The 22,630-nt window shown below is 64.9% G+C and carries 18 protein-coding genes and 5 tRNA genes; 9 read left to right on the forward strand and 14 right to left on the reverse strand.

Going from position 1 to position 22,630, the window contains the following annotated elements; all coding sequences use genetic code 11:
- Positions 1–2 precede the first annotated feature (2 nt).
- Positions 3–491: a winged helix-turn-helix transcriptional regulator gene (locus CV_RS09330; RefSeq protein ID WP_011135465.1), complete on the reverse strand. Its 489-nt coding sequence runs from the start codon at positions 489–491 to the stop codon at positions 3–5.
- Positions 492–630: 139 nt separating this feature from the next.
- Here CV_RS09330 and CV_RS09335 point away from each other — a divergent pair, with 139 nt between their 5' ends.
- Positions 631–1,938 carry a D-amino acid dehydrogenase gene (locus CV_RS09335; RefSeq protein WP_011135466.1) on the forward strand — a complete coding sequence of 436 codons (1,308 nt, stop codon included), beginning with the start codon at positions 631–633 and terminating at the stop codon, positions 1,936–1,938.
- 3 nt (positions 1,939–1,941) lie between these two features.
- Positions 1,942–3,012, forward strand: coding sequence for an alanine racemase (alr, locus tag CV_RS09340; RefSeq protein ID WP_011135467.1), 1,071 nt, complete (start codon positions 1,942–1,944; stop codon positions 3,010–3,012).
- 65 nt (positions 3,013–3,077) lie between these two features.
- On the opposite strand, the gene CV_RS24315 is transcribed toward alr, so the two are convergent.
- Complete coding sequence (locus tag CV_RS24315) at positions 3,078–4,376, reverse strand: methyl-accepting chemotaxis protein (protein ID WP_217870827.1); 1,299 nt, start codon at positions 4,374–4,376, stop codon at positions 3,078–3,080.
- Positions 4,377–4,590: 214 nt separating this feature from the next.
- On the opposite strand from CV_RS24315, the gene CV_RS09350 reads away from it, so the two are divergent.
- From CV_RS09350 to CV_RS09360, 3 genes are all read left to right on the forward strand, one after another.
- Positions 4,591–6,267, forward strand: a complete 1,677-nt coding sequence (locus tag CV_RS09350; protein ID WP_052278798.1) for a ShlB/FhaC/HecB family hemolysin secretion/activation protein — start codon at positions 4,591–4,593, stop codon at positions 6,265–6,267.
- A 165-nt stretch (positions 6,268–6,432) separates the two neighbouring features.
- Positions 6,433–11,319 (forward strand): hemagglutinin repeat-containing protein, encoded by a 4,887-nt coding sequence (locus CV_RS09355; RefSeq protein WP_011135470.1) that lies wholly within the window; start codon positions 6,433–6,435, stop codon positions 11,317–11,319.
- 110 nt (positions 11,320–11,429) lie between these two features.
- Entirely contained in the window at positions 11,430–11,810 is a 381-nt protein-coding gene (locus CV_RS09360; protein WP_011135471.1) for a response regulator, read from the forward strand.
- Positions 11,811–11,834: 24 nt separating this feature from the next.
- Here the strand turns inward: CV_RS09360 and CV_RS09365 are convergent, their stop codons facing one another.
- A complete protein-coding gene (locus CV_RS09365) occupies positions 11,835–12,674 on the reverse strand; it encodes a pirin family protein (protein WP_011135472.1) in 840 nt (279 codons plus the stop codon).
- A 105-nt stretch (positions 12,675–12,779) separates the two neighbouring features.
- Between CV_RS09365 and CV_RS09370 the strand changes: the two genes are divergently transcribed.
- Positions 12,780–13,679, forward strand: coding sequence for a LysR family transcriptional regulator (locus CV_RS09370; RefSeq protein ID WP_011135473.1), 900 nt, complete (start codon positions 12,780–12,782; stop codon positions 13,677–13,679).
- Here CV_RS09370 and CV_RS09375 read toward each other — a convergent pair.
- The 7 genes from CV_RS09375 to CV_RS09410 form a co-directional block, all read right to left on the reverse strand.
- Positions 13,673–14,347: a GntR family transcriptional regulator gene (locus CV_RS09375; protein ID WP_011135474.1), complete on the reverse strand. Its 675-nt coding sequence runs from the start codon at positions 14,345–14,347 to the stop codon at positions 13,673–13,675. The genes CV_RS09370 and CV_RS09375 overlap by 7 nt on opposite strands.
- 24 nt (positions 14,348–14,371) lie before the next feature.
- Positions 14,372–15,492, reverse strand: a protein-coding gene (locus CV_RS09380; protein WP_115610257.1) for an IS3 family transposase whose coding sequence is annotated in 2 segments (ribosomal slippage) — positions 14,372–15,234 and positions 15,234–15,492 — 1,122 coding nt in all. Because the reading frame shifts where the segments join, the coding sequence is not laid out codon by codon here.
- 230 nt (positions 15,493–15,722) lie between these two features.
- A tRNA-His gene (locus CV_RS09390) sits at positions 15,723–15,798 on the reverse strand.
- A 26-nt stretch (positions 15,799–15,824) separates the two neighbouring features.
- Positions 15,825–15,900, reverse strand: a tRNA-His gene (locus tag CV_RS09395).
- Positions 15,901–15,945: 45 nt separating this feature from the next.
- A tRNA-His gene (locus CV_RS09400) sits at positions 15,946–16,021 on the reverse strand.
- Positions 16,022–16,048: 27 nt separating this feature from the next.
- Positions 16,049–16,125, reverse strand: a tRNA-Arg gene (locus CV_RS09405).
- 18 nt (positions 16,126–16,143) lie between these two features.
- Positions 16,144–16,220 (reverse strand) — tRNA-Pro (locus CV_RS09410).
- A gap of 225 nt (positions 16,221–16,445) precedes the next feature.
- Here CV_RS09410 and folD point away from each other — a divergent pair.
- From folD to CV_RS09425, 3 genes are all read left to right on the forward strand, one after another.
- The gene (gene folD, locus CV_RS09415) at positions 16,446–17,297 is read left to right on the forward strand and encodes a bifunctional methylenetetrahydrofolate dehydrogenase/methenyltetrahydrofolate cyclohydrolase FolD (protein ID WP_011135476.1); all 852 of its coding nucleotides are present in this window, start codon (positions 16,446–16,448) and stop codon (positions 17,295–17,297) included.
- Positions 17,298–17,477: 180 nt separating this feature from the next.
- Positions 17,478–18,341: a formyltetrahydrofolate deformylase gene (gene purU, locus CV_RS09420; RefSeq protein WP_043595952.1), complete on the forward strand. Its 864-nt coding sequence runs from the start codon at positions 17,478–17,480 to the stop codon at positions 18,339–18,341.
- Between the two features lie 7 nt (positions 18,342–18,348).
- Positions 18,349–18,939 carry a hypothetical protein gene (locus tag CV_RS09425; RefSeq protein WP_011135478.1) on the forward strand — a complete coding sequence of 197 codons (591 nt, stop codon included), beginning with the start codon at positions 18,349–18,351 and terminating at the stop codon, positions 18,937–18,939.
- A gap of 67 nt (positions 18,940–19,006) precedes the next feature.
- Here CV_RS09425 and CV_RS09430 read toward each other — a convergent pair whose 3' ends face one another.
- The 4 genes from CV_RS09430 to CV_RS09445 all read right to left on the reverse strand — a co-directional run bounded on the left by CV_RS09430 (position 19,007) and on the right by CV_RS09445 (position 22,490).
- Positions 19,007–19,477: an NUDIX hydrolase gene (locus CV_RS09430; RefSeq protein WP_011135479.1), complete on the reverse strand. Its 471-nt coding sequence runs from the start codon at positions 19,475–19,477 to the stop codon at positions 19,007–19,009.
- Positions 19,478–19,630: 153 nt separating this feature from the next.
- Positions 19,631–20,461 carry an undecaprenyl-diphosphate phosphatase gene (locus CV_RS09435; RefSeq protein ID WP_011135480.1) on the reverse strand — a complete coding sequence of 277 codons (831 nt, stop codon included), beginning with the start codon at positions 20,459–20,461 and terminating at the stop codon, positions 19,631–19,633.
- A 109-nt stretch (positions 20,462–20,570) separates the two neighbouring features.
- The gene (locus CV_RS09440; RefSeq protein WP_048403732.1) at positions 20,571–21,200 is read right to left on the reverse strand and encodes a YecA family protein; all 630 of its coding nucleotides are present in this window, start codon (positions 21,198–21,200) and stop codon (positions 20,571–20,573) included.
- Between the two features lie 99 nt (positions 21,201–21,299).
- The gene (locus CV_RS09445; RefSeq protein WP_011135482.1) at positions 21,300–22,490 is read right to left on the reverse strand and encodes a NupC/NupG family nucleoside CNT transporter; all 1,191 of its coding nucleotides are present in this window, start codon (positions 22,488–22,490) and stop codon (positions 21,300–21,302) included.
- Positions 22,491–22,630 lie beyond the last annotated feature (140 nt).

The raw sequence follows: 22,630 nt of genomic DNA on the forward strand, positions 1-22,630 counted from the left end.
ATTCAATCCTCCAGCGGCAGCGACAGGGTCTCCTTGACTTCCTCCATCACTACATAGCTTTTCGACTCTTTCGCCGACGGCAGTTGCAGCAGAATGTCTCCCAGCAACTTGCGGTACATCGACATGTCCGGGATGCGCGCCTTGATCAGGTAATCGAAATCGCCTGACACCAGATGGCATTCCAGGATTTCCGGAATGCTCATGATCTCGCGGCGAAAGGCGTCGAAGATATTGCCGGACTTGGCTTCCAGCTTGATCTCCACGAATACCAGCAGAGAGCCGCCCAGCGCGTGGGGATTGAGGCGGGCGTAATAGCCTTCGATGATGCCGTCGCGTTCCATGCGCCTCACCCGTTCGGTGCAGGGGGTGGTGGACAGCCCCACTTTTTCGGCCAGCTCGGTCATGGCGATGCGGCCGTTTTTCTGCAGGATGCGCAGGATCTTGCGGTCCATCTTGTCCAGCGCTTTGGCGGAGGCGGAAATTGACTTCATGTTTTCACTGTTTATGTGCGAAAGATTTGAGAATGATCATTTGATTCTCATCAATTTCAGTGAAAAAAACCAGATGTCAATGCATATACTAGCGGAATTCACTATCAGGTAGTGGCAAGACTACAAACGGAGACAGGCAATGAAGGTAATCGTGCTGGGCGGCGGCGTTCTGGGGGTATCCACCGCGTGGTATCTGGCCAAGGCAGGCTGCCAGGTGACAGTGCTGGAGCGCCAGGACGGCGTGGCGCTGGAGACCAGTTTCGGCAACGCCGGCCAGATTTCCCCGGGCTACTCCGCCCCGTGGGCGGCGCCCGGCATTCCGTTGAAGGGGCTGAAGTGGATGTTCCAGCGCCACGCGCCGCTGGCCATTACCCCGGACGGCAGCCTGTACCAGCTGCAGTGGATCGCCAAGATGCTGGCCAACTGCAACGAGAAGGCCTACGCGGTCAACAAGGGCCGCATGATGCGCCTGGCCGAGTACAGCCGCGACAAGATCAAGGAGCTGCGCGCGGAGACCGGCCTGCAGTACGAAGGCCGCCAGGGCGGCACGCTGCAGCTGCTGCGCAGCCAGGCCCAGGTGGAGGGCATGGCCAAGGACATCGCTGTGCTGCGCGAGTGCGGCGTCGATTTCAACGTGCTCGATCCGGACGGCTGCGCCCGCGTGGAACCTGCGCTGGCGGCGGTCAAGCACAAGCTGGCCGGCGGCCTGCAGCTGCCGAACGACGAAACCGGCGACTGCAATCTGTTCACCAGCCGCCTGGCGGAGCTGGCCCGCGACAAGGGCGTGGAATTCCGCTTCGGCGTGACCGTGGACGGCATCGAGAATGATGGCAAGCGCATCACCGGCGTGCGCATCGGCGACGAGCTGCTGCGCGCCGACCACTACGTGGTGGCGATGGGCAGCTATTCCCGCGACATGGTGAAGGAGCTGGGCATCGACATCCCGGTCTACCCGGTCAAGGGCTACTCGCTGACCGTGCCGATCACCAACCCGGACGGCGCGCCGACTTCCACCATCCTGGACGAAACCTACAAGGTGGCGATCACCCGCTTCGACAACCGCATCCGCGTCGGCGGCATGGCCGAGCTGTCCGGCTACAACCTGGAGCTGAACCCGCGCCGCCGCGAGACGCTGGAAATGGTGGTGGGCGACCTGTACCCGAACGGCGGCGACATCAAGGCGGCCAGCTTCTGGACCGGCCTGCGCCCGATGACGCCGGACGGCACGCCGATCATCGGCGGCACCCGCTTCGCCAACCTGTCGCTGAACACCGGCCACGGCACGCTGGGCTGGACCATGTGCGCCGGCTCCGGCAAGGTGCTGGCCGACATCATTACCGGCGCCAAGCCGGAAATCAGCGTCGACGGCCTGTCGATGCAGCGTTACGCCAAGCAGGGCGAAACCCTGGTGGTGCCGGTGATTCGTCCCGCGGTGCAAGGGGCCTGAAGCATGCGTCCGTTGATCGCGACGATACGGCTGGACCATTTGCGGCATAACTATCTGCAAGCGCGCGCCGCCCACGGCGACCGCGCGCTGGCGGTGCTGAAGGCCAACGCCTACGGCCATGGCGCGGTCCGTTGCGCCCAGGCGCTGGCCGACATCGCCGACGGCTTCGCCGTCGCCTGCCTGGAGGAGGCGCTGGAGCTGCGCGCCGCCGGCATCGCCAACCCCATCCTGTTGCTGGAGGGCGTGTTCGACGCCGAGGAACTGAAGGCGGTGGACGAGCATGGCCTGTGGATGGCGGTGACCAGCGAGGAGCAACTGAGCATGGTCGAGCAGTCGAATCCGTCGAGGCCGTTCAATGTCTGGCTGATGCTGGATTCCGGCATGCACCGCGAAGGCTTCCTGCCGGAAAATTATCACCAGGCTTGGCATAGGCTGCAGGCCAGCGGCAAGGCGGGCGGCATCACCAAGATGACTCACTTCGCCCGCGCCGACGAGCCTGAGATCCCGATGACCTTCGCGCAGCTGGAGGCGTTCGACGCCGCGGTGCGGGGCCTGCCGGCCGGCGACGAGTCGGTCGCCAACTCGGCCGGCATCCTGTGCCACCCGCGCGCGCAGCGCAACTGGGGCCGCGTCGGCATCGCGCTGTACGGCGTGACGCCGCTGCCGGCCGGATTCGGGCAGGGCGACGCGCTGCGCCCGGTGATGCGTTTCTCCAGCAAGGTGTTCGGCGTGCGCGAGCTGGGCGTCGGCGAGCCCATCGGCTACGGCGACAACTTCGTCACCGAGCGCCCGACGCGCGTCGGCCTGGTGGCCTGCGGCTACGCCGACGGCTACCCGCGGCGCGCTTCCAGCGGCAGTCCGGCGTTGGTGGATGGACAGCGCACGCGGCTGATCGGCCGGGTGTCGATGGACATGCTGACCGTGGATCTGACCGATCTGCCGGCAGTCGGCGTCGGCAGCGAGGTCGAGCTGTGGGGGGACGGCGTGTCGGTCAACGAGGTGGCGGCCCACGCCGGCACCATAGGCTACGAGCCCTTGTGCAACGTCAAGCGCGCGCGCTTCGTCTACCGTTGACGGCAGCGTTGTTCACGAAAAAGCCCGGCCATGAGCCGGGCTTTTGCTTTGGCAAATAGATGGGTTCAGTCGCGCTGCGCCACCAGCTTTTCCACTCTTTGCGTCGCGTCGCGGGTGCGTTCGGCCAGCTTGCGCACTTCGTCCGCCACCACGGCGAAGCCGCGGCCGGTTTCGCCGGCGCGGGCGGCCTCGATCGCGGCATTCAATGCCAGCAGATTGGTCTGATCGGCGATGGACTGGATGGTGCTGACGATGGTGGCGATCTCGGCCAGGCTGCGCTCCAGCTGCTGCCGCTGCAGGCTTTCGCCGCTCAGCGCTTCCGAGCGTTTTTCCGCGTCTATGTCTATCAGCGCGCCGACCACCCGCAAAGGCGCGCCGTCCGCCGCGCGCCGGGTCTGGCCGCGGGCGTGGAACCAGCGGTATTCGCCGTTCTTGCATTGCAGCCGGTAGTCGAGGTCGTAGGGCGTCTGGCCGCTGCGGTCGCCCAGATGGGCGGCGAAGGCGTCCAGCACCGTCTGCTTGTCTTCGGGATGCAGCCGGCTGGACCAGCTCTCCAGCACGTCGGGGAATTCCTGCTCGCTGTCGAAGCCCAACAGTCGGCGGAACTGGGGCGACCACCAGAAGGCATGCGCGCCGCTGACCGGGTTGGCCGGATCGACCTCCATGTCCCATAGCCCCTCGGCCAGCATTTCACTGGCCAGCTCGAAGCGCGTCATGGTGCGCTCCAGCTGCAGCTGTTGCCGGCGCAGGGCCGTGATGTCGGCCAGCGAGCCGGCGACGCGCAGGGGCACGCCCTTGCCGTCCCGCAGCGTGGCGCCGCGGGCGCGAAACCAGCGGTAATCGCCGTTTTTGCATTGCAGCCGGTATTCAATGTCGTATGGCGTGGTGCCGCCGCGGTCGTTCAGGTGCGCGGCGAAGGCGTCCAGCACCCGTTGCCGGTCTTCCGGGTGCAGCCGGCCGGCCCAGCTGCCCAGCACGTCCGGAAACTCCCTGTGATCGTGAAAACCCAGCAGCGCGCGGAAGGTTTGCGACCACCAGAACACGTTGTCGGGATTGAGCGGATCGCCGGCCACCACCGACATGTCCCACAATCCTTCGCTGGCGGCGCGGTTGACCAGATCGAAGCGCGTGTTCAGCAGTTCCAGCTGGCGCTCCGCCTCCTCTTGCCGTTGCTGCAGTTGGCGCAGCTTGCTGTCGGCTTGCTCGCGCTCGCGGTCGGCCTGGCTGATCTGAAGGTCGCGCTGCTCCCAGACCTGGGACAGCTTTTCTCCCAGCGCGCGCCAGCGGTCGCTGCCGTCTATCCTCCATGTGGCCGATTCGCCGCGCAGCACGGCCTCCGCGGCGTTTTCGAGTTGATCGATCATCTTGTTGCCTACAAGCCACATGGCATCGCTCCGGAGGTGAAGGTCAGGCTTTAAGCATAGCGGCGGCGGTTTCTCATGAAATATGTATAAATACGGCGCTTGCCGCGGGCGGGAATGTGGGACGCTGCCCGGGATATTCATTTGTGGTTTAATGGGCGGCTTTGATTTTTAAGACCGATCCTACCCTCCGATGCGGAGCCGGGAAACATACGCCGTGAACAAACGCCTCCCCATCGTCGTGGCCGCATGGCTGGCCTGCTGCCAGTCGGCCCTGGCCGATTCCCTGCCGCCGCAGGCTGAGCATGACGGCGCCGACGCGCGTCGCCTGTTGCAGGACAGCGACCGCCGTTTCGACAATCTGATCCAGCAGCAAAGGATGCGCCAGCTGAAAAGCGAAGGCAGCAATCTGGAGGCGGAACGCGCGCCTCAGATGGAGGGGGGGAGCTGCCTGCCGGTCAGCGGTCTGAAGCTGGCCGGCATCAGGCTGTTGTCGCGGGAGGAGGTGACGGCGCTCGGCCCGCCGCGCGGAACCTGCCTGGACATCGCGGAGCTCAACCGCTTCAGCCGGGCGTTGACCGCCTTGTACCTGGAGCGCGGCTTCATCGCCGCAAGGGTGAGGCCGGAAGGGCCCGACGCCGACGGCGCGCTGACGCTGAGGGTGGTGGAGGGCAAGGTGGCGGCGATACGCGGCGACGCGGACGCGCCCAAGGCCGGCAACCTGTTTCCCGGCATGCTGGGCAAGCCTTTGAACGTGCATGATCTGGACCAGGGCCTGGATCAGGCCAACCGGCTGCGTTCCAACAAGGTGACTGTCGACGTGCTGCCCGGCGATGCCGCGGGCGAATCGGCGCTGCAGCTGCATAACCAGCCCGCTGTCCGGCTGTCCGGCGGACTGTCGCTGGACAACGCCGGACGGGACAGCACCGGCCGCATGCAGGCGGGCGCCAGCCTGAACTGGGACAATCCGGCCGACTGGAGCGATCTGCTCAACCTGTCGGTCCAGACCACCACCGCGCGGCAAGAGATCCGGCACAGCCGCAGCGAGTCGCTGTTCTATTCCCTGCCTTACGGCTACTGGACATTGAGCGCCTTCGCCAGCCATGCCGACTACCTGATACCCAATACCCTGCAGTCGGGCTTGGTGGTGCAGTTGTCCGGCACCACCGAACAGAACGGCTTGCGGCTGGACAGGGTGTTGTCGCGCGGGCAGAACCATGTGCTGACCGCCGACGCGCAGCTGGTGCAGAAACGAGTGCGCAACTTTTTCCAGGATGTGCGTTTGGATAGCAGCATGAACCTGACAGTTCTGGAGGCCGGCGTGTCGCAACTGCTGATCCAGCCCGCCGGCCTGCTGCAGCTGGACGGCAGCGTGCAGCGCGGCGTGCGCTGGCTGGGCGCGGATGCGCCGGATCCGCTGCATCCGGGCGCCGCCAATCCGCAATTCACCAAGCTGAGGCTGGGTCTTGCCTGGTTCCGCGGGCTGGCGCTGCCCGGCGGCCCTTATCAGTTGCAGATCGCCTTGTCCGGCCAGGCCAGCCGCGACGAGTTGCCCGGCGTCGAGCGGCTGGACATCGCCGACGCCAGCGCGGTGCGCGGCTTCCGCAACAACTCGCTGGTGTCGGAAACCGGCTGGTATTGGCGCAACACCCTGTCCCGCCGCTTCATGGCGGGCGGCTGGAGCCTGACGCCGCGCGTGGGCGTGGACGGCGGTCGGGTGCTGCAGCGGGACGCACGGGAAACCTGGCAGGACATCGCCGGCGCGGCGGTCGGCCTGGCGTTGGCGCGGGGCGGGCTGACGCTGGACCTCGACTACAGCCGGCCCTTGCGCAAGCCGCAGGGCTGGCTATCGGAGGGCCACATCCTGTTCGCCCGGCTCAACTGGCAGTGGTAAGCGCTGGTGTTGTAAATGAAACGAAAAAATTATTCACATCATTGCAAACGAGTATTTCAATTGATTTGATTTAAGAAAACTCTTAGATTGCAAATCAAACACTTGTTTTAGCGGGCGGGCCGTCGAGCGAGGGCCGCCCGTTTCCTTTGTTTCGAGGGGATGATGATGAAAAAAACAAAATTCGATTTGTCCGTGACCGGCCGGGTGGCCGCCGCCTTGACGCTGGCCTTCGTGCTGGCCGACAACGGCATGGCCGCAGGCATCGTGGCGGGCGGCGCCAACCAGCCGCAAGTGAGCACCGCCGCCAACGGCGCGCAGGTGGTCAACATCGTTGCGCCGACCGCGGCCGGCGTATCGCATAACCAGTATCAGGACTTCAACGTCAACCAGCCGGGCGCGGTGTTCAACAACTCGCTGCAGGGCGGCGCGTCCCAGTTGGCCGGCCAGCTCGCCGGCAACGCGATGCTGGGCGGCAACCAGGCCAGCGTGATTCTGAACGAGGTGGTCAGCCGCAACCCGTCGCTGCTGCTGGGCAAGCAGGAAGTGTTCGGCAAGGCCGCCGACTACGTGCTGGCCAACCCCAATGGCATCACTTGCAACGGCTGCGGCTTCATCAACATCCCCCGCGCCTCGCTGCTGGTCGGCACCGCCAATCTGCAGAACGGCGCCATCGCCTCGCTGCAGGCGGCGAACAACGGCAACGCGCTCAGCATCGCCGGCTCCGGCGCGTCCAGCGTCAGCGTGCTGGACCTGATCGCGCCGCGTCTGGACATCCGCGGCAATGTCGCCGCAACCGACGCCATCCGCGTCCGCGCCGGCTTCAACACCGTCGATTACGCCAGCGGCCAGGTGATCGCCACCGCGCCGACGCCGGACGGCGTGGGCAGGCTGGACAGCTATTTCCTGGGCGCGATGCAGGCGGGCCGGATCAACATCGTCAGCACCGCCGCGGGCGCGGGCGTCAATGTCGGCGGCAACCTCGCCGGCGGGGACGAGCTGACCGTCAACGCCGCGGGCGCGCTGGCGGTGCAGGCTGCGCAGCTGAAGGGCAGGCAACTGGCGCTGAGCGGCGCCAGCGTGGATATTTCCGGCCGGGTGGACAGCGAAACCGGCAAGGACAGCAAGCACGACGAAAGCTGGTTCATCTGGAAGACCGGCGAGAGCAACAGCGTGTCCAGCAAGACCGACGCCAGCGTCAAGCGCGCGTCGCTGCAGGGCGACAGCGTCACGGTCAGCGCCGCGGGCGGCGCCCACGTCGGCGCGGCCGACATCCAGGGCCAGGACGTGAAGCTGTCCGGCGCCAGCGTCAGCCTGGACGGCCAGCTGGCGGAAAGCAGCGCCCAGAGCAGCGACCACGCCTGGAAGAACTCCTGGGCCTTCAACCAGGACAAGAGCAGCACCACCCAGCAGCAGTCGACGGCCCGGATCAAGGCCGGCCATGACGCGGAAATCTCCGCTGCCGGCACGGACATCGCCATCGCCGGCGCCAGCGTGCAGGCCGGCAACAACGTGAAGCTGTCGGCCGCGGGCGGCGTCAAGCTGTCGGCGTTGACCGAAACCGACATCAGCCGCGACACAGGCAACCGCAAGAACGACGGCGCGGCGCTGGAAACCGGCAACTGGGACAATAGCAGCAGCCAGCAGCGGCTGGTGCAGGCCCAGGTGCGCGCCGGCAACGCGCTGGGCGTGACCGCCGGCGGCGACATCAACGCGCAGGCGGCCTCGCTGCAAGCCGGCGGCGACGCCATCCTGTCCTCGCAGGGCAAGACCGCGCTGGCTACGCAGACCAGCGCGAACAGCAGCAGCACGCAGAACGGCAAGACCTACTGGGGCGGCATCGGCGGCGGCGGCAACCAGAACAACAGCAGCAGCGCCACAGTCAACACCGGCAGCGCCGTCAACGCCGGCGGCAAGCTGTTCATCAACGGCGACGCCGGCATCGCGATCAACGGCAGCCAGGCCAAGGGCGCGCAGGGCGCTTACGCCAAGACCCAGTCCGGCGGCGTGGTCATCGACAGCGCGCTGGATCTGACCCAGACCCGCACCGACCAGCGCACCGGCACCGCGTTCAACATCACCAGCAGCGCCAGCAAGGGCAGCACCAGCAAGCAGGACGCGGTGGCTGCGTCGCTGAAGTCCGATGCCGAGCTGCAGCTGATCTCCGCCGGCGACGTGGCGGTGACCGGCAGCCTGGTCAAGGCGGCGCAGGCGCTGAACATCCAGGCGGTGGGCGACATCAAGGTGGCCAGCCAGGCGGTGGAATCCCACAGCCAGTCGAACGATACCCAGCTGGCGCTGCGCGGCGTCGGCGCCGAAACCGGCGACCAGCAATACCGCGGCGGCGTGCGCATCGAGCACACTTCCAGCAGCCAGCAACTGGACAAGACCGACCAGGCCGGCTCGCTGCTGTCCGGCGGCAGCGTCAAGCTGGCGGCGGGCAACGACCTGGCCGTCAGCGGCTCCAAGCTGGAAACCAGCGGCGGCGACGCCAGCCTGTCCGGCCAGAACGTCAGCCTGGCCGCGGCCCAGGCCACCCAGCGCAGCGACCAGTCCAGCACCGTCACGGGCGGCGGCCTGTATCTGACTGGCGGCCTGGACAAGACCGGCGCCGGGCTGGAATTCGGCCAGAGCAGCAGCCGCGCGGTCAGCGACGGCAGCGTCGCCCAGGTCAGCGAAGTGAAGGTCGGCGGCAAGCTCGACATCGTCGCCGGCAACGGCATGGGCCAGGTGCAGAATCAGGGCACGCAGATCAAGGCGGGCGGCGCGGTGAGCGTGGTTGCCGGCGACGTCAGCAACCAGGCGGCATCCAACCAGCAGTCCGCCCAACAGAGCAGCAGCCACTGGGGCGCGGACGTCGGCGTCAACGTCGACTACAGCGGCATCACCCGTCCCATCGTCAACGCCGGCGGCAGCGTGGCCAAGGGCGACGTGGCCGGCGCGGCGGGGCAGGCCGGCCAGCTGGGCGCGGCCAACCTGGGCGTGGACATCAGCGCCACCGGCGGCAGCGCCCAGTCGCACAGCCAGAGCAGCGCCGCGGTGACCACCAGCATCGCCGGTTCGTCGGTCAGCGTGACCGCGGGCGGCGCGTTGAAGGACCAGGCTACCCAGTATCAGGCCACGCAAGGCCAGGTGAACATCCGCGCCGATAGCCACCAGATGACGGCGGCCGCCAATACCCAGAGCCAGAGCAGCCAGGCGAGCGAAGGCGGCGCCAGCGTGCGCGTCTACACCACCACCGGCGAGGACGTGAACGTCAAGGGCAGCGGCCAGGGCAGCTACAGCAGCGGCCAGGGCGCGACCAGCGCCGCGGTCACCGGTTCCATTCAGTCCGCCGGCGGCGTCAACATCCAGGTGAACAACGACGCCAGCTACCAGGGCGCGGCGATCAACGGCGGCAGCGGCCAGGTCGGCATCCAGGCCGGCGGCAAGCTGGCGCTGACCCAGGCGAACAACACCAGCAGCAGCCAGCAGCATGATGTCAAGGTCGACGTCGGCCTGGGCATCAGCACCAGCCCGATCGACGGCGGCAGCAAGCTGGGCGGCAGCGGCAAGCTGGGCGTGGACAATGCGCAAAGCCAGAGCGCATCCAGCGCCGCGGCCAGCGGCAGCGTGCAGGCGGCCGGCGGCATCGCGCTGAGCTCGGGCAACGGCCTGACCGTGCAAGGCGGCAGCCTGCAGAGCGGCGGCGACATCAAGCTACAGTCCGACGGCAAGGTGAGCCTGCAGGCCGCAACCGGCAGCGACAGCAAGACCGGCAGCGGCTGGGGCTTCAACGTCAACGCCGGCGGCAGCCAGAGCGACGGCAAGGACACGGCCAGCAAGGGCTTCAACGTCGGCGGCGGCGCGCAGCTGTCCAGCCAGAGCGAGTCGTCGGCCAGCCAGGCTGGCGCGCAAGCGAAGGCTGGCGGCCAGCTGACCGTCAGCTCCGGCGCGATGGGCAAGGACGCGATCTCGCTGCAGGGTAGCCAGCTGTCTGGCCAGGGCGTGAAGCTTGACGCAGAAAACGGCGGCATCAGCCTGCAATCGGCGCAGAACGCCAGCCAGAAGAACGACTGGAGCGCCAATGCCAACCTGGGCGGCGGCAACACCGCCAAGACCGCGAAAGACAACGGCCAGCCCAAGGCCGAAGGCGTCAGCAACACCTACCAGGTCGGCGGCGGTTTCGGGGTCAAGGTCGATCAACAGGACAAGCTGGCCAACGCCAACGCCACGGTCAGCGGCGGCCAGGTCGACATCCATGCCGACGGCCAACTGGCGTTGTCCGGCGCCAACATCAGCGGCGGCAAGGTGACGGGCAGCGTGGGCGGCAACGTGGCGGTGGAGAGCCGCCAGGACCGCAACAACAGCACCACGGTGGACGTGGGATTGAAGGCGGACCGCTCCAACGGCAAGAACCCCAGCGTGGTGGATCAGGCGGCCGCGGCGGCGGGCCCGCTGTCCGGCCAGGTGAAGGAGAAGGCGACCGAGGCGGTGAACAAAGTGGCCGACAAGGTGGAGGAGAAGTACAACAGCCTGGCCTTCGCCAACGGCAAGGACAGCACCAATCCGGTCAGCTTCAGCAAGGACGCGGACGGCGGCAGCGTGAAGCTGCCTGACCAGCCGACCAGCGGCGAAGCCAAGTCCGGCGTGGTCGACGGCGCGCTGCGCAAGGGCGGCGAAACCCTGAAGGACAAGCTGCTCAACCCGCAGGACAAGGGCACCCAGGTGTCGGGCGTGATCGATGTCAGCGTCAAGAAGGATGACAGCGTCGGCGCCGTCAGCGCGATCCGCGGCGATGCCGGCGTGGATCTGTCCGTCGGCGGCAAGGTCCAGTTGAACGGCGGCCGGATTTCGTCCGGCGGGCAGGTGAATCTGGGCGACGCCAAAGTCGAGACCAGCAGCATCCAGACCAGCAGCTACACCGGCGCCGGCGGCGTCAAGCTGGACGGCACGCCGGCGGCCATCGTGCAGCAGGCGGTCAAGGATGTCACCTCAGGCAAGGCGCCGCTGATCCATGTCGAGCGCAGCAGCCAAACCCAGACGGTGGCTGGCGAAGTGCAATCCGGCAAGTGAGCTGGATGAGGCGCGGGGCCTTGGCTCTGTGCTGATATAGACTATCCTGAAAGAGACAACGGCGGCGCCGCCAGGCGCCGCCGTTGTCTTGCCGTTTTCAGGGGAAGAAATTGAATCGGGTTGTCAGAAAAATACTGCTGGTGGAAGATCAGCCGCTCAATCTGTCGTTGCTGGAGCACATGCTGGACTGGTTCGACTTGCGGGCGGATGTGGCGATAGACGGCCTGCAAGCGGTGGAAATGGCCTGCACCGGCGCCTACGCGCTGGTGCTGATGGATATCCAGCTGCCGGGCATAGATGGCGTGGAGGCCACGCGCCGGATTCGAAGCTGCGGGCTGCCGTGTCAGCCCGCCATCATCGCGATGACCGCCAACGCCTACCAGGGAGAGCGCCGCCGCTGCCTGGAGGCGGGCATGGATGACATGCTGGTCAAGCCGTTCAAGCTCGACGACTTGCGCCGCGTGATCGATGCCTACCTGCCTTCGGCTTGATGAGGCGCAGGCATCGCGCCCGTCTTAGAAACGCCCCTCGCTGTAGTCCGCTATCGCTGTTTCGATTTCCTCCCGGCTGTTCATCACGAACGGTCCCCATTGCGCGATGGGTTCGTTCAGCGGTTTGGCCGCCAGCAGCAGCAGCCGGCTTTCCTCGCCGCCATTCTCCAGCAGCGCACCGTCGCCGCGATTATCCAGTATCGCCATCTGCCTGGCCTTGATCGGCGTGCCAGCCAGGCTCAGGCCGCCCTGGTAGGGGTAGGCGAAGGCATGGTGCTCGGCCGGCAACGGCAGCCACAGGCTGGCGCCTGGCGCGAGCGCGATGTCCAGGTACAGCGGTTCGGTATCGGGCCGCTCCACCGGGCCGCGGCGCTCGCCCAGCCGGCCCGCCAGCAGCTTGAAGGCATTGCCGGCCTCATCCCGCCATTGCGGAATCGCATCGGCCTGGATGTCGCGGTAGCCGGGCTCCGCCATCTTGTTCTTGGCCGGCAGATTGATCCACAGCTGGAAGCCGTGCATCAGGCCATCCTGTTGCTCGGGGATTTCCGAGTGGACGATGCCGCGGCCCGCGGTCATCCACTGCACGCCGCCGGGGCCGAGCAGGCCCTCGTTGCCGGCGTTGTCGCGGTGGCGCATGCGTCCGTCCAGCATATAGGTGACGGTTTCGAAGCCGCGGTGCGGATGGCTTGGAAAGCCGGCGATGTAGTCGTCCGGATTGTCGGAACGGAATTCGTCCAGCATCAGGAACGGGTCCAGGCGGCGCTGTTGCGGCTGGTTCAGCACCCGCAGCAAGCGCACGCCGGCGCCGTCGGATACTTCTCGGCCGTTGACGATCTGTTCCACCGTGCGGCTGGTCTGGCTCATCTTGCTCTCCTGTCTGAATGCATGCCGCCATTCTTGCAGTGAAAAACCAGATAAAAAAGCGCAAAATTCAGCTTATATTCATCAGAAAAACTGATTGGTTGGCTAATGAAAACCACGCTGGAACAGTGGCAGGTGCTGCGCGCGATCGTGGAAGAGGGCGGCTTTGCCCAGGCCGCGGAGACGCTGCATCGCAGCCAGTCCGCGGTCAGCTACGCGGTGGCCAGACTGCAGGAGCAGCTGGGCGTGGCCTTGCTGCGCCAGGAGGGGCGGCGGATGCGGTTGACCGTCGAAGGCGAGGTATTGCTGCGCGAGGCTGGCGAACTGCTGCGTCAGGCCGACAGCTTGGAGCGGCGCGCGGGCAGTCTGCGACGGGGCTGGGAGCCGGAGCTCAAGGTGGCGATGGACAGCCTGCTGCCTGTCGAGGTGGTGCTGGCCGCCTGCGGCGATTTTGCCGGCCACTGTCGCGAGACGCGGCTGCGACTGCACGAGGTGGTGATGTCAGGCGCCGACGACGCCTTATACCAGGGCGATGCCGCATTGGCGGTGGCGGGACGGGTGCCGCAAGGGTTCCTGGGCGATTGGCTGCTGGATGCGGAATTCATCGCCTGCGCCGCGCCGGGCCACCGCCTGCACGCGCTGGGCGGCGAGCTGGACGGCGAAAAGCTGCGCGGCGAGGTGCAGGTGGTGCTGCGGGATACCGGCATCCGCCAGCCGCGCGACGAAGGCTGGTTGGGCGCGCGCCAGCGCTGGACGGTGTCGCAGCCGGAAACCGGCATCGCGATGGTGGAGGCGGGGCTGGCCTTCGGCTGGCTGGCGCGCCACCGCATCCGGCGGCAGCTGGCCGAGGGCAGCCTGAAGCCCTTGCCGCTGAAAAGCGGGGCGGTGCGCAAGGCGTCGTTGTACCTGGTGCTGGCGGAACCGTCGTCCGCCGGACCCGCCTGCCTGTATCTGGCGGACGCCTTGAGGCGGGCGGCCGCCGACTGGCGCAGCGGCTGCGCTCAGTGATTGGCCTGCTGGCCCTTCAGGTAGCTTTCCAGCGCGTGGCCGGCCGACAGGATGTGGAAGCGCAGGAATTCCGCCGCTTCGTCCGCCTTGCCCTGGCGGCACAGCTCCAGCAGCCGGGTGTGCTCCTCGTGGGCGCGCTCCATGGTGCGGGTGAACAGGATCTGCATCCGGGTGTAGCGGTCGGTCTTGTTGTGCAGCTGCTCGATCAGCGCCAGCGTGTTTGGCCGGCGGGCGGCGCGGTACAGCGCCAGGTGGAAGCGGGAGTTGATCTCGCCCCAGTGGCGCACGTCGTTGTTGTTGAGCGCGACCTCGAATTCCCGCAGCGTCTGCTGGGCGGCTTCGTGGTCGGCCGAGCTCTGACAGGGAATGGCCGCCTTCAGCAGCGAGCATTCCAGCATCGCCCGCACTTCCAGCAATTCCAGGATGTCTTCCAGCGACAGCTTGGACACCAGGGCGCCCTTGTGGTCGATGATCTGGATCAGGCCCTCGGCTTCCAGCTGCCGCAGCGCTTCCCGCACTGGCACCCGGCTGACGCCGTATTCATTGGACAGCGCCTCTTGGCGCAGTTGTTGGCCGTCGGCGAACTCGCCGGACAGGATGCGACGGCGCAGGGACTCGGTGACGGCACTGGTAAGCGTCTGGCGCTTGATCGGCTGCAGGGTGGTCATGGTGGATGCGACGTCCCCCCACTTTCAGTAGCAGAGAGCTTTAGAGTCCGGGCTTAATTGACCTGATTTCTCTGCAAGTGATTCGGCATAGGCAGCTGGCGTCAAACCACCCAGTGCTTTCTTGGGCCTTTCGTTGTTGTATTCCCTACGCCAGGCTTCGATGACGACCTGGGCATGGCGCAGGCTGGTGAACCAGTGTTCGTTCAGGCACTCATCCCGGAAGCGCCCGTTAAATGATTCGATGTAAGCGTTCTGATTCGGCTTGCCTGGCTCGATCAGAAAGAGCTGCACCCCACGAGCGTGTGCCCAGGTCAACATCGCTCGGCTGCAGAATTCCTTGCCGTTATCGGTCCGGATGGCTTTGGGCAAGCCACGTGTCTGCGCCAGCTGGTCGAGGACGCGGGTCAGATGCAGACCTCCCATCGCACGTTCCGGAACAATGGCGACTGCCTCATGCGTGGCATCATCGACTACCGTCAGATTTTTGATGACCCGCCCCTCTGCCGTTCGGTCGAACACAAAGTCCATCGACCAGACCTGATTGGCGGCCAAAGGACGGGCCAGTGGGTGACGGTCGGCCACAGGGATTTTCTTGCGCTTGCGCCGGCGAATTTGCAGACCGGCCTCAGCATAGAGCCGATCCACCCGCTTGTGATTGACCACCATGCCGCTCTGCCGCAGTTTCAAATAGATCATGCCGGCGCCGTAGCGTCGGTGCCGTTGCGCAAGCGCGATGATCTTCGCTTTCAAGACGGCATTGCGATCGGTGGCGGGCTGATAGCGGAATGAACTGGGACTCATGCCGGCCAGGCGCAGCGATTTGCGCTCGCTGAGCCCTTTGCCCACCAGATGGCGCACCAGCTCCCGCCGTGACGGTGCGCTCACCACTTTTTTCTCAGGGCTTCTTTGGCAATCTCGTTCTCGAGCATGGTCTCGGCCAAGAGTTTTTTCAGGCGCGCATTCTCTGTCTCCAGCTCCTTGAGACGCTTGGCCTCCGAGACATTCATTCCGCCGAATTTGTTGCGCCAGAGGTAATAGCTGGCTTCCGAGAAGGCGTGCTTGCGGCACAGTTCGGCAATGGGCATTCCCGCGTCGGCTTCGCGCAGGAAGCCGATGATCTGTTCTTCGGTGAATCGTTTCTTCATATCCAATCTCCGTGTGTGGTTGATTGGACTCTAAAGTCACGTGCTACTCAATACCGGGGGGACGTCGGATGGGCTTATCTGTCAGTCAATCGGATACATGCAAATGTATTCGATTATACGGAGCTTCACTGTACTGGCAAGCGGCAAAACTGAACATTTTTGTCGCGATTTTATAAGAATGGGGAAGGGGGAAAAATAAAGCCCGACGCGAGGTCGGGCTTTTCTGTTTCTGGGGTGGATGATGGGACTCGAACCCACGACAACCGGAATCACAATCCGGGACTCTACCAACTGAGCTACATCCACCGCTGATGACGCGATGGTCGAAACCTTGGGGTGGATGATGGGACTCGAACCCACGACAACCGGAATCACAATCCGGGACTCTACCAACTGAGCTACATCCACCGTCGAAACAGTGAGACCGCGGCGGCGCCGCAATCATTCAAATTGTGGGGTGGATGATGGGACTCGAACCCACGACAACCGGAATCACAATCCGGGACTCTACCAACTGAGCTACATCCACCACTGTGTTTTGCCATCGCTGTGCGACTGGCGCGCCCGACAGGAATCGAACCTGTAACCCCCGGCTTAGAAGGCCGGTGCTCTATCCGGTTGAGCTACGGGCGCTCTATCGGGCATTGTGTCTGGTCGGGGCGGCGGGATTCGAACTCGCGACCCCCTGATCCCAAATCAGGTGCGCTACCAGGCTGCGCTACGCCCCGAACAGAGACCGCAACTATACGGATGAGGCATGGGGCTGTCAACGGCTTTGTGCAAATATTTTAGCGGGTTTCAGGGGTGTTTTTAGGTCGTCGGAATAGGGTGGGCGAATTTTCTTTATTTATCTTGATCTTAAGAAAAATAATCGGCGGAGCGCTCTTACTGCGCTGCGCGATTAATGCGAGAATAGCGGCCGTTATTTACCTGCATCAATATGGGAATCAGGCATGTCGGCACAATTGATCGATGGCAAGGCGGTAGCGGAAAAACTGCTGGAAAAGGTAAGCGCGGGCGTGGGCGAGCGGTTGGCCCAAGGCAAGCGGGCGCCGGCGCTGGCGGTGATCCTGGTCGGCGATAATCCGGCCTCCGCGGTTTACGTGGGCAGCAAGAAGAAGGCTTGCGAAAAGGCGGGCATTCGTTCCGTGGCCTATGACCTGCCGGCGTCCACCAGCCAGCAGCAGCTGCTGGAAATCATCGACGGCCTGAATGCGGACGACGCCGTGGACGGCATCCTGGTGCAATTGCCGCTGCCGGAGCAGATCGACCCGCAGGCGGTGATCGAGCGCATCGATCCGAAAAAGGACGTGGACGGCTTCCACCCTTATAATGTCGGCCGGCTGGCGATCAAGATGCCGCTGATGCGGCCGTGCACGCCGCGCGGCGTGATGACGCTGCTGGAAGAATACGGCATCGATCCCAAGGGCAAAAAGGCAGTGATCGTCGGCGCGTCCAACATCGTCGGCCGCCCGCAGGCGCTGGAGATGCTGCTGGCGCGAGCCACCGTCACCGTTTGCCACAGCGCCACGCGCAATCTGGCGGAGGAGGTGGCCGCCGCCGACATCCTGGTGGTGGGCGTGGGCATTCCCAACTTCGTCAAGGGCGAGTGGGTCAAGCCGGGCGCGGTGGTGATCGACGTGGGCATCAACCGGCTGGATACCGGCAAGCTGTGCGGCGACGTGGAATTCGACGCGGCGCGCGAACGCGCCGGCTTCATTACCCCGGTGCCGGGCGGCGTGGGGCCGATGACGGTGGCGACCTTGTTGCAGAATACGCTGGATTCCGCCAATCTGAACGCCTGAGCAGGACGCCGCGTTCGCGCGGCGGCCGCAGCCAAGCTCGCCACAGCGGCGCGACGCGCCTGGCTGTGGCGATTTTGTTTTCCGCGGCGGCGGCCTGGTCTTGATCATGCCGCCGCATGAATTTGCAGACAGCTGCGCGGCTGATTTAGTATTACTTGAAATTAATTTACGGATTTGCTTATGAGTCACGACAAGCATTCGGCGACGCTGTTGATCAGCGCGCCGGACAAGAAGGGCCTGGTAGCGGCCATCGCCAATTTCCTGATGACTTACAACGCCAACATCATGCATGCCGACCAGCATCAGGACACCAGCGAGAACCTGTTCCTGATGCGGGTGCAGTGGGATCTGGACGGTTTCACGCTGCCGATGGACAGCTTCGCCGCCGCTTTCCAGCCCATCGCCGACGAGCACGGCATGAACTGGAAGGTGTCGCTGTCCGCGCGCAAGCCGCGGATGGCCATCTTCGTGTCGCAGTACGAGCATTGCCTGGTCGACTTGATGCACCGCTGGCGCATCGGCGAGCTGGATTGCGACATCCCGCTGGTGATTTCCAATCACGAAACCTGCCGCCGCCTGGTGGAGTTCAACGGCATTCCGTTCCACGTGATCAAGGTCACCAAGGACAACAAGGCCGAGGCCGAGGCCGAGCAGTTCCGCCTGCTGGAAGAGGCGGGCGTCGATTTCATCGTGCTGGCGCGCTATATGCAGATTCTGTCCGGCGAATTCGTCGAGCGCTATCCGGACCGCGTGATCAACATCCACCACAGCTTCCTGCCGGCTTTCGACGGCGCCAAACCCTATCACCGCGCTTTCGCGCGCGGCGTGAAGCTGATCGGCGCCACCAGCCACTACGTGACCGAGGATCTGGACGAAGGCCCGATCATCGAGCAGGAGGTGACCCGCATCTCGCACCGCGACACGGTGGAGGACCTGGTGGAGAAGGGCCGCGACCTGGAGAAGGTGGTGCTGTCCCGCGCCGTGCGCTGGCATCTGGACAATCGCGTGCTGTCTTACAGCAACAAAACCGTGGTTTTCGACTGAGGATGCCATGCGCCTGTTGATCGACGATGTGCTCGATTTGCTGCGCCTGCGGGTCAAGCCGCTGGCGGCCTACCAGTACGTCTGGTGGCAGCCCGCGCTGCTGCTGACGCTGATGGGCGCGGTTTCCAGCGGCGACACGGCCGAGCTGGGCGGCAACATCGCCGGCCGCATCGGCTTCATGGTGCTGTTCACCTGGCTGCAGACCTTGCTGTTCGCCCGCTTCATGGGCGTCTGGCTGCGTTGGGGCAAGGGCGAGGTGGGCGGCTCGCTGTTCGGGCTGGTGGTGGTGGCCAGCGGCCTGCAGGTGGTGGAGCCGCTGACCAGCTGGCTGCCGGGCGACGCCGCCAGGGTGGCGGATATTCTGCTGTCGCTGCTTGGGTTGGTGGTGCTGGTCAATGCGCTGTCCAAAGTGTCGCAGGTGTCGGTGACCCGCACCCTGGTCGGTGTGGTGCTGTTCGCGCCGCTGTCGCTGCTGTTGCTGGCGACGACTTTGTCCTTCGCCAAGACCGCAGGCTGGGTGGAGTTGCCGCCGGATATGGTGGAAATGATGCAGCAGAAGGGCATTGCCAGCGCTCCTGCGCCGGCGGCGAAAAAGTAAGCTGTTCGGCAGGCGAGAAAAAAGGACACGCGCACGCGTGTCCTTTTTGTTTTGAGGGTTTGGGTCCTCAGTCCACCTTGGCGATGTAGCGGGCGAGGCCCAGCAGGGCGCGCAGCGCTTCGCCCTTGGCGGTTTCCTCGTTGCGCAGCCTGGCGTAGCGGCGCAGGATGGCCCGGCCTTCGACGAACAAATCCATATCGGTATCCGGCGACGACACCAGCGCGATGCGCTCTATCTCGTTCTGCGGCTTCGGCTGTCCCTGGGCGATGCACAGGTAGACCTTGTGGGCGTTGAACGGGGTGATGTGGTCGAACAGGTACAGCATGGAGTTGATGCGCAGTCCGGTTTCCTCGCGGATTTCCCGAATCAGCGCCTGGGAGCGCAATTCGCCGCGATTGGCCTTGCCGCCGGGGAGGTTGTAGCGGCCGCCGCGGCTGGCGGTGACCAGCACGCCATCCGGCATCTCGATGATGGCGGTGGCGCGTCTGGCCAGGTCGCTGGGCAGGCGTTCGTTCTTACGGTCTTCCAATACGTTCATTCTTCCAAAATGTCATTATTTGATGAGGTCTGACGCCTCGAGCCAGCATTCCAAACACAGATGGCGCCTTTATGGGGCGCCGTCTGTGCTTCAATACGTAGAATTACTGGTCACATGCCATTTTATATCAAGGCGCGACCATGTGCAGCGTGTTTACACGAGTTTGAACAATAAGCCGACAACTCCGACCAAGAGGCAGTAAAAGCCGAAAGGACGCAGCGACTCGATCTCGGTTTTCTTGAAGTAGCGCATCAGGAACCAGGTGCTCGCGTAGGCGCAAAGCCCGGAGACGGCGCCGCAGGCCAGCAGCAGGCCCCACTCGGCGGAACCGTTGCCGCGGTGGGCGAGCTTGGGGATTTCCAGCAGGCCGGCGGCGGTGATGATGGGCGTGGCGAGCAGGAAGGAGAAACGGGCGGAGGATGCGTAGTCCAGGCCGTGGGCCAGGCCGGCCACCAATGTGGCGCCGGAGCGGGAAAAGCCGGGCAGCAGCGCCAGCGCCTGGCCGGCGCCGATCTTGATCGCGCCGGCGAAGCTCAGTTCGGACAGTTCGTGCGAGGCGGTTTTCTTCTTCAGCTTGTCGCCCCACAGCAGCAGCAGGCCGTTCAACGCCAAGAAAACCAGCACGGCGGTGGTGCTGGCGAACAGCGCGCGCAGCTGCTTTTCCAGCAGCAGGCCCAGCAGGCCCGCGGGGAGGGTGCCGGCGATCACTAGCCACATCAGGCGCGCATGCGGGTTGCTGGCGCGTCCGCCGGCTTTCAGCCAGCCGCCGATCAGGTCCACCCAGTCGCGGCGGAAATAGATCAGCAGCGCGGCGGCGGTGCCCAGGTGCAGCATCACCATGAAGGGCAGGAAGTCGGGATGGGTGCGGTTGATCGACCAGTGCAGCCAGTCGGGTATCAGCACGCCGTGCCCCAGGCTGCTGACGGGAAATAATTCGCTGACGCCCTGGATCACGGCAAACAGCAAGGCTTCGATCGCGTTCATGGCTCCCCCTTGGATAGGACGCGGAAGAAACGGGACGGCATCGCCGTTCCCGTTCCGAAGAATGACCGCTTCTTAACGCGCAAGCCAGCTGTACGGTTTACCGGAGCCTTCAGTGCGGGCGGCGCGGCTGTTCCTGTTCCAGCGCCTGCTCGTCCTGTTCCAGCTTGAGGCGGATGGCGGCGAAGAAATCGTGGATGCCGTGCACGGACGGGGAGAGGGCGGCCAGCAGTTCCGCGCGCGCCTCCTCGGAGAGGGCGTCGACGACGGGGCGCATTTCCGGGTCGGGATGGCGCTCGAAGCCCAGGATCATGATCGGCTCCAGCAGCGGCGCGTCGTCCGGCGAGTCGAACAGCAGGCCCCAGTCGTCATTCAGCAGCTCCATGCCGGCGGCGAAGCCCTCGGCCCAGTCGTTGCCGCGGGGATTGCCATCGGCGTCGGCCTCCAGCCAGGGCTGGAATTCGCCGTGCTTCAGCGCTTCGGCGATGTCCTGCCAGTGGCCGCGCAGCAGCGACACGAACTGCTCCAGGGCCTTCTCGCTGGGGAAGGCCGACTCGTCGTCGAAGGCGTCCCCCAGGATCAGGGGCAGGCATTCGGCGGGGCGGATGGCTTCCGGTCCGGCGAGCAGCGCGGCGAAGAAGCCGTCCAGCCGCTCCAGGTTCATGCAGCCGTGATCGGCGAAGCGGGCGAGGGTGGCGGACAGGCGTTGGTATTCTTGCTCGCTGAGCGGCTTGTGGGACATGGCGGATTTCCAGTGGGTCAGGCGGCCATTATGCGGCAGCGCTGCGCAAAACAAAACCGCCCGCGCGGAGGCGGGCGGTTGATCGGAGGAGCGGGCGGCTCAGTAGGAGGCCAGCACCAGGCCGGCGATCAGCGCCGACAGGATGCTCACCAGCGAGGAGCCGTAGACCAGCTTCAGGCCGAAGCGGGACACCATGTTGCCGCGCTCCTCGTCCAGGCCTTTCACCGCGCCGGCGATGATGCCGATGGAGCTGAAGTTGGCGAAGGACACCAGGAAGATGGACAGCACGCCGCGGGTGTAGGAAGACAGGTGGGCCGCCTGGTTCTTCAGTTCCAGCATGGCGACGAACTCGTTGGTCACCAGCTTGGTGGCCATGATGCTGCTGGCGGTCAGCGCCTCGTGGGACGGCACGCCCATCAGCCAGGCGAACGGCCAGAACACGTAGCCCAGCATGGTCTGGAAGTTGATGCCGAAGATGGAGGTGAAGATGAAGTTGACGCAGGCGATCAGGGCGATGAAGCCGACCAGCATGGCGGCGACGATCACGGCGATCTTGAAGCCGGTCAGGATGTACTCGCCCAGCATCTCGAAGAAGGACACGCGGTGGCCTTCGTTGCTGATCAGCTCGTCCTCGCCCAGCGCGCTGTCGTAGGGGTTGATCAGCGACAGCACGACGAAGGTGCTGAACAGGTTGAGCACCAGCGCGGTCACCACGAAGCGCGGCTCGATCATCTGCATGTAGGAGCCGACGATGGACATCGACACGGTGGACATCGCGGTGGCGGCCAGCGTGTACATGCGCTTCTCATCGAAGGTGTTGATGATGTTCTTGTAGGCGATGAAGTTTTCGGACTGGCCGACCATCATCGAGCTGATGGCGTTGAACGATTCGATCTTGCCCATGCCGCTGATCTTGGACAGCACGAAGCCGATCGCGCGGATCACCACCGGCAGCACGCGGATGTGCTGCAGGATGCCGATCAGCACCGAGATGAAGACGATGGGCATCAGCACGTTCAGGAAGAAGCTGAACTCTTCCTTGTTCTGGATGCCGCCGAAGGCGAACTTGGTGCCTTCGCCGGCGAAGTCCATCAGCTTGGTGAAGACGCTGGAGATGCTGCCGACGATGGCGAGGCCGTAGGTGGTGTTGAGCAGGAAGAACGCCAGGGCGATCTCGATGACCAGCAGCTGGATCACGGAGCGGATCTTGATGTTCTTCCGGTCGCGGGCGACCAGCTGGGTGAGGGCCAGTACCACGACCAGGCCGATCAGAAATTGGACGATATGCATGATGAATGTCGCTTTGTGGGTTTCTTCCTGCCGGGGCAGGCATCGAGCAAGGTTCCGGTCCCGCCTGTTGCCGCGGGCCGTATGCCGGTTTTTATAAAAATGCGGTCAGCGCCGCGCCGCCCGGCATGCACTTTGGGTGG

Origin of the sequence: Chromobacterium violaceum ATCC 12472, assembly GCF_000007705.1 — a bacterium.
GTDB classification, from domain to species: Bacteria; Pseudomonadota; Gammaproteobacteria; order Burkholderiales; family Chromobacteriaceae; genus Chromobacterium; species Chromobacterium violaceum.

Coding starts and splice junctions, on each gene's coding strand:
- CV_RS09330 (WP_011135465.1), bottom strand. CDS start 491: ATGAAGTCAATTTCCGCCTCCGCCAAAGCGCTGGACAAGATGGACCGC.
- CV_RS09335 (WP_011135466.1), top strand. CDS start 631: ATGAAGGTAATCGTGCTGGGCGGCGGCGTTCTGGGGGTATCCACCGCG.
- alr (WP_011135467.1), top strand. CDS start 1,942: ATGCGTCCGTTGATCGCGACGATACGGCTGGACCATTTGCGGCATAAC.
- CV_RS24315 (WP_217870827.1), bottom strand. CDS start 4,376: ATGATCGATCAACTCGAAAACGCCGCGGAGGCCGTGCTGCGCGGCGAA.
- CV_RS09355 (WP_011135470.1), top strand. CDS start 6,433: ATGAAAAAAACAAAATTCGATTTGTCCGTGACCGGCCGGGTGGCCGCC.
- CV_RS09365 (WP_011135472.1), bottom strand. CDS start 12,674: ATGAGCCAGACCAGCCGCACGGTGGAACAGATCGTCAACGGCCGAGAA.
- CV_RS09370 (WP_011135473.1), top strand. CDS start 12,780: ATGAAAACCACGCTGGAACAGTGGCAGGTGCTGCGCGCGATCGTGGAA.
- CV_RS09375 (WP_011135474.1), bottom strand. CDS start 14,347: ATGACCACCCTGCAGCCGATCAAGCGCCAGACGCTTACCAGTGCCGTC.
- folD (WP_011135476.1), top strand. CDS start 16,446: ATGTCGGCACAATTGATCGATGGCAAGGCGGTAGCGGAAAAACTGCTG.
- purU (WP_043595952.1), top strand. CDS start 17,478: ATGAGTCACGACAAGCATTCGGCGACGCTGTTGATCAGCGCGCCGGAC.
- CV_RS09425 (WP_011135478.1), top strand. CDS start 18,349: ATGCGCCTGTTGATCGACGATGTGCTCGATTTGCTGCGCCTGCGGGTC.
- CV_RS09430 (WP_011135479.1), bottom strand. CDS start 19,477: ATGAACGTATTGGAAGACCGTAAGAACGAACGCCTGCCCAGCGACCTG.
- CV_RS09435 (WP_011135480.1), bottom strand. CDS start 20,461: ATGAACGCGATCGAAGCCTTGCTGTTTGCCGTGATCCAGGGCGTCAGC.
- CV_RS09440 (WP_048403732.1), bottom strand. CDS start 21,200: ATGTCCCACAAGCCGCTCAGCGAGCAAGAATACCAACGCCTGTCCGCC.
- CV_RS09445 (WP_011135482.1), bottom strand. CDS start 22,490: ATGCATATCGTCCAATTTCTGATCGGCCTGGTCGTGGTACTGGCCCTC.